Annotated in this window: 5 protein-coding genes and 1 pseudogene; 5 read left to right on the top strand and 1 reads right to left on the bottom strand. The window is 54.5% G+C overall.

All coding sequences use genetic code 11. The features are described from left to right. From GSQ70_RS09790 to mobF (GSQ70_RS09780), 3 genes and pseudogenes are all read left to right on the top strand, one after another. Nucleotides 1-1659 (top strand): annotated as a pseudogene (locus tag GSQ70_RS09790) (hypothetical protein); the annotation flags it as partial. A gap of 17 nt (nt 1660-1676) precedes the next feature. Continuing rightward, on the top strand, nt 1677-2204 hold the full coding sequence (locus tag GSQ70_RS09785; protein ID WP_233268265.1) for a hypothetical protein: 528 nt from the start codon (nt 1677-1679) through the stop codon (nt 2202-2204). Between the two features lie 91 nt (nt 2205-2295). After that, nucleotides 2296-3618, top strand: coding sequence for a MobF family relaxase (gene mobF, locus GSQ70_RS09780; RefSeq protein WP_233268264.1), 1323 nt, complete (start codon nt 2296-2298; stop codon nt 3616-3618). A 170-nt stretch (nt 3619-3788) separates the two neighbouring features. Here mobF (GSQ70_RS09780) and GSQ70_RS09775 read toward each other — a convergent pair whose 3' ends face one another. Further along, complete coding sequence (locus GSQ70_RS09775; RefSeq protein ID WP_158782346.1) at nt 3789-4040, bottom strand: type II toxin-antitoxin system Phd/YefM family antitoxin; 252 nt, start codon at nt 4038-4040, stop codon at nt 3789-3791. Between the two features lie 241 nt (nt 4041-4281). On the opposite strand from GSQ70_RS09775, the gene traD reads away from it, so the two are divergent. Together traD and mobF (GSQ70_RS09765) are read left to right on the top strand one after the other, a co-directional pair. Then, entirely contained in the window at nt 4282-6396 is a 2115-nt protein-coding gene (traD, locus tag GSQ70_RS09770; RefSeq protein ID WP_158782345.1) for a type IV conjugative transfer system coupling protein TraD, read from the top strand. A gap of 10 nt (nt 6397-6406) precedes the next feature. Then, a partial coding sequence (gene mobF, locus GSQ70_RS09765; protein ID WP_199257246.1) for a MobF family relaxase occupies nt 6407-10684 on the top strand: 4278 nt, incomplete at its 3' end.

Below are 10684 nucleotides of genomic sequence, written 5' to 3'. Positions count from 1 at the left end.
CCGACGCTCTCCAACATGAACCGCCTGATGGAAACCAGCAGCACCACGGCGGGGATTGCCGGGTGGCTGATGCTGTCGATACCGTTTCTGGCGTTCAAACTGTTCACCCAGCTCGGTCAGAACTTCGCCAGCCTCAGCTCCAGTCTCGGCAGCGCCCTCGGCGGGGCATCCACGGCAGATGCCTCTGCGGTGGCCTCCGGTAACTACAGCATGGCCAACATGCAGATGGAGAACATCAACGGCTTCAAGACCAACCTGAACCGGGAGTACCGTGAAGGAAACACGTCGATGCAGCTGGGTAATGGGGCTATGGAGACCCAGACCGCCACGGGGCAGACCGTCTGGGACGCCTCACAGGGGATCAGCCGCCTGCCGGTAGATCTGAACTGGGATCGCCATCTGTCCAGCGCGGCGCAGAAGATGACCCGCGACAGTATGAGCCAGACCGAAACGGCGCTCAGTGGCTACAACCACTCTGTGCAGCAAACCGCCTCGCAGCTCAGACAGTTTCATGATCAGTTCGGTAACAGCGACACACAGACTCTGGCAGCCACTACCGGCATGAACATCACGGATGCGGAGAAAGTGCATAAGATGATGAGCATCGCCGATGATTACAGTAACCGTAATCATGTGGGCAAAAATGAGGGATATTCAGAACTGCAGAATAAATCACGTGATCTCGCTGTAAATGCGGGTATAAGAGGACAGGCAGGCTTAGACTCCAGTAAAACCCTGTGGGGTAAAGCCGGGCAGTGGATGACCGGTGCCTCTGCCAAAGGTGATATCCATGCGGGACTGGAAGGAACTGCCCGGACGGGATCCACCTCTCAGACAACGGAAGATGGCCGCAAAGGGCAGGATTATGGCCACACGCTGTCGGCGCGTGAGGCGAAGGACTTCAGTGAAGGGCTGGACGTGCTGCGTAACTACAATATGAGCCACAATGGCCAGCATGTGGATACGAATGCTTCCGGTCTGATGAACCAGATCTCTGCCGGTATCACCACCTCTGACAGCGCGTACCAGCAGTACACCACCAGTCAGTCGCATACCCATGAACTGCAGCGAATGGCTTCCGAAACGGAAACGCTCAGCGCCGGCGCGAAGGAAAACTACAACCAGCAGTTTGCAAAATGGGTTAAAGAGCGGACGCCGGAGCAGGCTCAGGACATCCTTACCAACGCATCTGACGCGGATGTTTCACAGCGTCGCGAAGGGCTGGTGCAGCAATTTGTGGATGAAAAGCTGCGTGGCCGCATAGATGGCAATTATGAAAGCAATGCCGGTCAGACGGGGCAGGGAATGACGGCACCGATTAACACTGCAGGTGCGCAGTTCGGAGGAGCATACAACAGCGCCAACGCACAGATTGATGGTCACGTTGCAGACAATAATATCCGCACTGATATTAAAAAAGAGGTTGCTGATGTGCAGGGGATGGTTAAAAATAAATCAGAAAATGCCCATCTGGAAATAGATGAAGGACGTAATGTTACTCAGCAGGGAATGGCTGACCGGCGCAATGACAATGCCGGAGCCGGAAAGAGTTATGATGAAAGAAAGCATCTGGCAGATGTTTCTCAGAAAAACCCATTACCTAAAGAAGCCAATGATTGGTTGCTCAAAGGTGATACAAAAAAAGATGATGAAAAATAAAAATAGGAACTGTGTATATGAGAGTTACATATGATCAGATTCAAAACGAAGTCAGAGAGATATCTTTGCTTTTCGGAGAATCGAAAGAGTATGTCCCAGGTTTTTTTGAGAACGTCCGAATGGTGTTGTTACCTCTGGCTATTTACTTCTTGTTCTATTTTATTTGCCCATTTACGGATGTTTTTATAATGAATATCTGGTTAGGGGGAGGCGTAATGTCCATCTTCTTCTGGTATTTTGTTGCTAAGTTTTTTTATAGTTTTAGCCTGATTTTTTCAATGCTACCAAAAGGAATATCAGAGAAATATCATGTACTGAAGATTGTATCGGGAAAGGCGCGAATTTATTACGTGATCTGGAATTGCTCTATTTTTATTGTTGGGCTTATTTCAGTGTTTACTTTCTTAAACGTATTGAGCCTGTCAATACTCACGGTTCTGTCCACCATTGCACTGGCGATTGCCTTCAATATGGATATTTCACGCTATCAAATTTCTGGCCTTTTTGGCGCTTTCGCAGCGGCAAAAGAGAAATGGAACCAGTAAAACGGTACTTTTAGGCAGTTTAGATGGACATATGAGCAACATGTGCAAGGCCATTTATTTAGGCTTGCAGTGAGGCTGTAAGGAAATAATGATGCTGTCAGTATCCACTGTAAAAAACGCCGCAAAAGCTGGTGATTACTACACGAAAGAAGACAACTACCTTGTTCTGGGTGATAAATCGACAGAGTGGTACGGTGCTGGTGCAGAATCACTGGGGCTGGAAGGACCGGTCGACAAAGCAACGTTCGTTTCCATACTGGAAGGAAGACTGCCAGATGGTTCCGACCTCTCTTGGATCGTAAACGGCGTCAATAAGCATCGGCACGGTTATGACCTGACCTTCTCTGCTCCCAAAAGTGTGTCAATTTTGGCTTTGGTTTACGATGATAAATTCTTGATTGAGGCATTCCGAGAGTCCGTGAGCGAGACGCTGGACATCATCGAACAACTGAGCACCACCCGTACCAAGAAGGACGGCATTCCTGTAATGGAACGGACTGGAAACCTGGTAATGGCCCGTTTTCTTCACGGCACTAACCTCAGCCGGGAGCCGCACATGCATGAGCATGTGGTAATAGCCAATATCACCTTGGCAAAGAATGGCTGGAAGACACTTTCTTCAGACATACAAAATAAAATGGGCTTTACGGATGAAATCTGGTCACAGCGGGAGAGTTTGTCTGTGATCCAGTTGGCGTTTTTACGTAAAAAAATTGAATCAAAGGGGGGGCCGACTGTTACTACCAGCGATAAAGGTACATGGGAGATTGAAGGAGTTCCCATCGATGTTTTTTCATCCGAATCAACTGATGAAAATTTATCTTCTGCCGAAAGTGTGAGAGAACGAGTAAAAGAGAACCAAGTGCCTTCATTTTCAATAATTCCAGATGAAGAAACATTTTTGTTTAGAAAAAAGAGTTTACCAGTTAGGCTTTTAGATATAGTTAAAAATATTTTCAGAGGAAAAAATCAAAAACTTACTCTTTTACCAGAGGAGGACCGCCTCAAGAAATATCTCATTTCTTATGCCATAAATGTTTCTTTGCGCGAAAGTGACGCTTTTCAAGGCATGCACGAATATATAGGTATGTTCAGGAGTGCGGATGAATTGCCGAAGAGAAACTACCCTCTGCTTTATTGGTGGGTAAAAACTGATGGTGAGAATGGATCTCCAGTCTTGAGTGTAAATACACCGAGGATAATCATGATCATGGATATTCTTGTCTGCAGTGAAGAAATTAATATTGATAATGAAACACTTAAAAAAGTCATTTCTCAAGCCGTCTCAGATTTTCGCGCATTAAATTTGAGCGTTTTCAACGAATCTTTGGAGGTTTATGCGCGTATGTATGGAAGAGATATTAGTCCTCTTCAAATTCAAAATGATGAGAAAGCTGCAGCCAAGGCGAAATAAACAAAAAGCCTGACTGGTGAAGTCGGGCCTCTTCGTTTTCCGACACTCAGGCTAGGGAATAATCATTCAGTTGACGTGAAAATCATACGTCCAGTGAACCATAAATGCAAAACGACGAAGCCAGTCATATCCAGTGATGGTACTGAGCAGTGAAAGACTGACGTAACGTGTTATAGGTCATCGAGCGAAACGCTCACAAACTCTGCGTCTTTAAGACGTTCATCGGCAATACGATTCAGCTGAGCATCTTCTGCCAGTTCAAGATACCTGGCATAAAGCTCAGGAGGAACACAGTAAAACGCCGGTTCGTTACGGTTAAGAATAGCGACAGCATGGCCATCCCCTTCAGCCACCGTACCCATAGGGTTACGTTTGAGATCGGTAATGCTTGCCGCAGTAGTCGTGAGTATCTGAAAAGCCATTTTGATTACCCCTTAGTTAAGCACTCCTGTGAATTCTAACATACTCAGGCACCATTAAAAGACTTTTAAAAGCACTTTAAAGTGTATCCGGTTGCCCTTTGCTCAAAGGTCTCTGGCCGGAAAAACCTTTTCCACATTTAACAACCGAGGTGAACATGCAACTTCATCTGACCCCGTTATTTCTTTTGCAAAACTGCAACGTTTCCCGTGGAGCTTACCTACGTCTTGCGGAGGCATTCTGATGAGCCTCAATGCCCGTGACTTCACCCAGGGTGGCCAGGTCATGAAGTACATGATTGGCATGTTCATGCAAATCATGAATATAGCCTCGTACTGGATGCTGATGTTTTCCGTGGCCGTCTTTTTCCTCTGGATGTTTCTGACCCTTTCGCTGCAGACCTTCTGTCACGGGGGGGCTTACTGGCTGATTAAGTGGCTCATCATGCCGTTTAAAAATATCAGCGGTAAGGATCCCGGTGGCAGCTGGACGTTCCATTTTGAGCGTCCTGGTGGCGACGTGGTGACCTTTAAGCACACCGCCGTGCAGGTGATGACCGATCCTTATTTTATTCAGATGGGACAGGCCGTTAAAAACGCGGCCTTTTACGGCTGGGGCCTCGCGGCGTTCACCTTTGTTGGTTCCATTTTTGCCATCACCTGGTATCTGGGCAGTAAGGGTAAAAAGCAGCGTGACAATGAGCAGGTCGGTGGACGTGATCTGGTCGAAGGGCCCGAAGAGTTAAACCGGCTGCTGAAAAAGGCTGGCATGCAGTCGCCCCTTAATATCTGTGGTTTGCACATACTGAAAGATTCGGAGATGCAAAATTTCGGCTTTCACGGCACGGTTGGGACAGGCAAAAGCACGGCCCTGAACAACCTGCTCAGACAGCTCCGCGCCAGGGGCGATCGCGTTGTTATCTATGACAAAGGCAACAACTTCATCCCGCTGTTCTACAGGCAGGATAAGGACAAAATCCTCAACCCGTTTGATGCCCGTTGTGCTCCCTGGGACCTCTGGGCCGAGTGTCAGACCGTTACCGACTTCGAAAACTTTGCCACCACCCTGCTGCCTGACAGCAACGGCGGTGGTGACCCGTTCTGGGTACTGTCCGCCCGCGCCCTGTTTGTTGCAACCGCCCGCCGTATGGCGAAAGAAAAGGATTGCAACATCGCCGGCCTGCTGAAGAAGCTGATGTCCATCAGCCTGGCAGACCTGCGTGACTATCTGCAGGGGACTGACGCGGCCAACCTGGTGGATGGCAGCATCGAGAAAACCGCGATGACCATCCGTACCATCCTGACGACCTATGCCCGATCGCTGCGCTATCTGCAGGGGCTGGATCAGCAGGGACGTCAGCCTTTCAACATTCGTGACTGGCTGGCAACGGAAGATGCGGACGGTGACAACCCGTGGATCTTTGTGGCCAGTGACGGTCGCAGTCACAACGCCATCAAGCCGTTACTTTCCGCGTGGCTCTATATGACCATGACCGGAATTCTTGGCCTGACCGCCAGCAGGGAGCGGCGTATCTGGCTGTTTCTTGACGAAGTCCCGTCACTGCACAAGTTGCCCATCCTGCCAGAGTATTGCGCTGAAGGACGTAAGTTTGGTGGATGTGCCCTGCTCGGGCTTCAGAACTTCCCGCAGCTTAAGGAGCAGTTTGGCCCCAATTTCGCCGAGGCCATCTGGGACCTCCTCAATACCCGCATCTTCTACCGTGCCCCGAGCGGGCCGGTGGCGGAATGGGTGCAGCGGGAAATCGGTGAGCGCCGCCATAAAAAATTCCGCGATCAGTACAGCTACGGTGTCGACATCATTCGCGACGGCGTCCAGTTCTCCAAGGATGAGGTGAATGAATACCTCGTCAGCTATTCCGATATTCAGTCCCTGAATGACCTGGAGTGCTACGTCACCCTGCCGGGCGAATGGCCGGTGGTCCGCATGAAGCTGAAACGTGAGCCATTCCGGCAGATTGCTGAGGGCCGCATCGATCGCAACGTGGAGGATTTGTTTGACCCGGAACTGGAAGAGCAGATGGCTGACGGGGATGCGGCCGGCATGACCGGGCAAATCGTTGAGCGGCTTTTTGCTGATGCGGCTGAGGGCAAGCCTGACCCCGTTATTCCGCCCGGTACGTCCGGTAAGGAGGACAGTGCCAACGGGGAGCCTGCAGCCGGTAACCATGAACCGGAGGGCCGGGAAAGCAGCCCGCCACCGTTCAGTGGGCCGGAGAACGGCGAATGCCGACAGGATGGCCCTTCACCCATCGCGCAGACCGTGCCGGTGGGGCAGATGGAGAGCGTGCAGGATGTCCGGCACAGAAGCAGTGATGAAGACTTTGGCGTGAAGCTGTGAGGAGGAGCCGATGCTGTCAGTTTCAACGGTAAAAAGTGCCGGGGGAGCCGGTAATTACTACACGGCTGAGGATAACTACTATTTCCTGGGGGAGCAGTCGACGGAATGGTACGGCACCGGTGCCGAGTCGCTGGGGCTGGAGGGACCCGTCGACAAAGCGATGTTCACTGATGTTCTTGAAGGAAAACTGCCGGATGGTACCGATCTGTCGCGCATGGAGAACGGTGTCAATAAACATCGTCCCGGCTATGACCTGACTTTCTCTGCCCCAAAAAGCGTGTCGGTACTTGCGCTGGTTTGTGGGGATGAGTTTCTTATCGAAGCGCATAACCGGGCAGTGCAGAAGACACTGGATGAGGTGGAAAAGCTGGCCACCACCCGCACCATGCAGAACGGTGTTTCTGCGATGGAAGCTACGGGGAACCTGCTGATAGCCTGTTTTATGCATGACACCAGCCGGAATCTGGATCCCCAGCTTCATACTCATGCGGTGGTGATAAATGCAACGCTGGCTCAGGGAGGCTGGAAGACGCTGTCATCAGATACCATGAACAAACAGGGATTTACGGATCAGGTATGGGCACAGCAGGTCAGTATAGGGATGCTGTACCGGGGGTTTCTTCGCCAGGATCTTGAACAGGCAGGCTATCCAATAATAGCGACCGGAGAGCGTGGGGAATGGGATATTGCAGGCGTCCCGGTTAAAGAATTTTCCTCCCGACGTCAGGAAATACTGGACGCAGTCGGTGAGAACGCCAGTGCCAGAGCCAAAAGCATGGCCGCGCTTGATTCCAGGAAGAAAAAAGAATTCAGCGAAATGGAATCTGTCCGGAACCACTGGCAGGAAAAGCTGCACGATACTGGCTTTAAGCTCGTGGATTTCAGGTATACCGTCAGCGGAAATGTCAGCTGCCTGCAGACAGACAAAGAGCAGCATTCTCAAGTGGCTGGCCAGCCGGTTCTGTATGGAAAAAAAGCCGACGGTGCTGTCGGCGCTGCGGAACGGCCTGAACTTGAGTCCGTGGTGGCAGATGCCATTGCCCGTCTGTCATCGAAAAGCGTTCGCTTCACCTATGACAGCGTGCTGACCGGCGTGCTGACCCACATCCCGGTGGTTGAGGGGGTGTTTGCAAGGGTCCGTGAGGCAGTTGACCATGCCATTTCACGTGGATCCATGCTGGCCGTTGACAGGCATCAGACCCTGTTCACCTCCGCTGAACATCTGCGGGACGAACAGCGGCTGATTCAGGTCGCAGCCGGACTGGCTGAGCGGAACGGTTCCCTTCAGGCTCCCTCCGGTGAGCGCGGCGTGATGGCGCAGCTGGCCGATGCCAACCGGGCGGTCACCCTGGTGAATGTCCGTGGCGGACAGGCTTACCTGCAGCAGTTCAGTGAGTCTGTTCTGCAGCTGGCAGAGAAAAACGACCGTCCACTGGTCGTGGTGGCCGCCGATGGCGGCAGCCTGAAACGGCAGTCTGCCCTGTTTGGTGATAACGGCAGGGTGACGCTGACCACGGCCGGGCAGCTGGCGGACAATCCACTGCCGGAAAACGCGCTGGTGATGGTGAGCGAGGCCGAACGCTTCAGCACCACCGCAATGCATGACGTGCTGAAATCGGCAGGCATGCAGGGTGCCACCACCATCGTTGCTGACACGCACGCGCGACGCACCACCGGTTTTGCCACTCAGGTGCTGAAGGCGGCCGGGGTGAAAAGCCTCACCGCGACCGCCACCGGCGATGACGTATCCGTCACCCTGGTACAGAAGGATACCGTGAATGACCGCCTGACGGTGGCAGCACGCTATTACGCACAGGAAACCGTGGCGGGAAAACGGGCCACCGTGCAGGCCGGCAACGCGAAAGTGCGGTCGCAGCTGACCGGGATTATCCGGGATGTCATGGTGGAGGAGGGGCGACTTGGCCGCGTGCTGGGTGAGGTGACCGTGCGCGAACCCGTCTGGCTCGATGCCGCCACCCGTAACGACCGCAGTAAATACCGCGAAGGGATGGTGCTGGAGCATCATACGGGCCGGGGACTGATGGAAGATTTCACCATCACCGGCGTCAGCGAAAAGCACAACCTGCTGACGCTTTCCGACGCAAAAGGCCGCACGCAGGGGCTCAAAATCAGCGAGGTGGACAGTCATTACCGTCTGTTCCGCGAGAAGAAACTGGAACTGCGCGAAGGCGAGCGTCTTCGCACCACGGCTGAGGTACACCCGAAAGCCGGTGCCGGGGAGACCCTGACGGTGACCGGCGTGAAGGCGGGGCGCTGGCTGTTTAAGGACCGTCTGGTGATGGAGAACGCTGACGGGCAGCGCCTGCAGGTAAACATGAACGCGCCGCTGTACGCCGGATATGGCTATACGGAGGCCTTCGGGGCCACACGCAGCAGCAGCGGCAGCGTGATTGCGGTGCTGTCCGGGAAGGACGTCAGCGACACCACCCTGAACATGCTGAAGCGCAGTGGGGACAGCGTCATCGCCTTCACCCCGCTTGATGAGAAGACCATCGAAAAGCGCCTTGATGAAAACCGGCCGTCGGTCACCGTCACGCAGGGCGTGAAGTCGCTTGCCGGAGAGGATGACCTTGCGGATGCCCTGCGGGCGCTGGAGGCGCGGAAGGTGACGCACCCGGAGCGGTCGGTGAGGCTGTCCATTGAAAAGGTCACCGGCACCGGCGTGACCTTCAGCAGCATGAAGGTGCTGGCCGACGTGATGGAAACCGACCGTCAGCTTTCTCCTGAACGGACCGGCCTGGAGCTGCAGCGCCTGCAGGAAAAAGGGGACATCATTCCGCTCGGTGCTGAGCAGGGCGCTACCGGTCTCTTCATCTCCAGGGAAAACTTCAGCAATGAACTGACCATCCTGCGTCACGTGGCGGAAGGAAAGAATGCCGTTCCTCCGCTTGCTGCCGGCGGCCTTACGGCTGAACAGGCGGGCCCGCTGACGGACGGCCAGCGGCGGGCAGCAAACCTTATCCTGACCTCGCCTGACCGCATCACCGCGATTCAGGGGTACGCAGGGGTGGGTAAGACCACGCAGTTCAGGACGGTGGCCACCGCGCTGAACGGGCTGGATAACCCGCCGGTTATCGCCGGGCTGGCGCCCACCCACCGGGCGGTCAGCGAGCTGTCCGCTGCCGGCATTCCGGCGCAGACCATCTCCAGTTTCCTCAGCGAACACAGCCAGTGGCAGTCGTCCGGGGAGACCCGGGACTTCAGCAGCACCCTGTTTGTTATCGACGAATCCTCAATGAACGGTAATGCCCAGCTGGCCTCGCTGCTGACCGCCATCTCAGAGGGGGGCGGCCGTGCCGTACTGAGCGGCGACCGGGACCAGCTGAAATCCCTGGAATCCGGTGCGCCCTTTGCACTGGCGCTTGAGCGCAGCGCCGCCGACGTGGCGGTGATGAAGGAAATTGTCCGCCAGACCCCGGCGCTGAAGCCCGCCATTGAGGCCATTATCGCCGGCAACGTGCGGGAAGCGGTCTCCGTTGCCGCGCAGGTATCACCTGAGACGGTGCCAAGGCTTGAAGGGGCGTATGTGCCGGAGAGCAGCACGGTGGATGTCCGTGCAGTGATGGCTGCAGCAGAGAAAGAAGCGGATACGGGCGAACTTCCCTTCGCCTCTCTTCCTGCAACAGACATCACCGGGCTTGTCGCAGCAGACTTTACCGGCAGAACCGCGCAGGCGCGTGAACACACGCTGATAGTAACGGAGCTGAACGCCGACCGGATGCAGATTAATGCAGCGGTCCATGAGCGGCTGAAAGCGCAGGGCGTGTTGGGTGACAGTGTCACCGTGCCTCACCTTATCAGGGTCGGCAACAGCAATGCAGACCTGGGACGGATGACGTTCTGGGAGAAGAACGCGGGTAATACCGTACGGGTGGGCGAACAGTATTTTCAGGTGGGCGCCAGCGATGCGGAAAGCGGCGTTATCCGCCTGCAGGGGCTGGACGGTGCGGATGACCGCTGGTTCAGCCCGTCGGAACTGCGCAAGGAAACGGTGGCGGTGTTTGAACGGCGACAGCTCGAAATCAGCACCGGGGAAAAGGTCCGCCTGACCACCACCGACAGGGAGCGTAACATCCGTGCCAGCGACATGGCCGCCGTCACCGGCGTCACGCCGGAAGGGGGGATCACGCTTGATACGGGGGAGCGGACGCTGACTCTCGACCCGGGCGCATCAAATGCCGATCGTCATCTGGACTACGGCTACGCCGTCACCACCTACAGCGCACAGGGGGCCTCCGTGCTGTACATCATCGCGCTGTTGGGGGCG

The organism is Pantoea sp. BAV 3049, from assembly GCF_009765445.1.
Classification (GTDB): Bacteria; Pseudomonadota; Gammaproteobacteria; order Enterobacterales; family Enterobacteriaceae; genus Erwinia.
The sequence above is the reverse complement of the archived record's forward strand: the minus strand, read 5'-3'. Positions and strand labels throughout refer to the sequence as shown.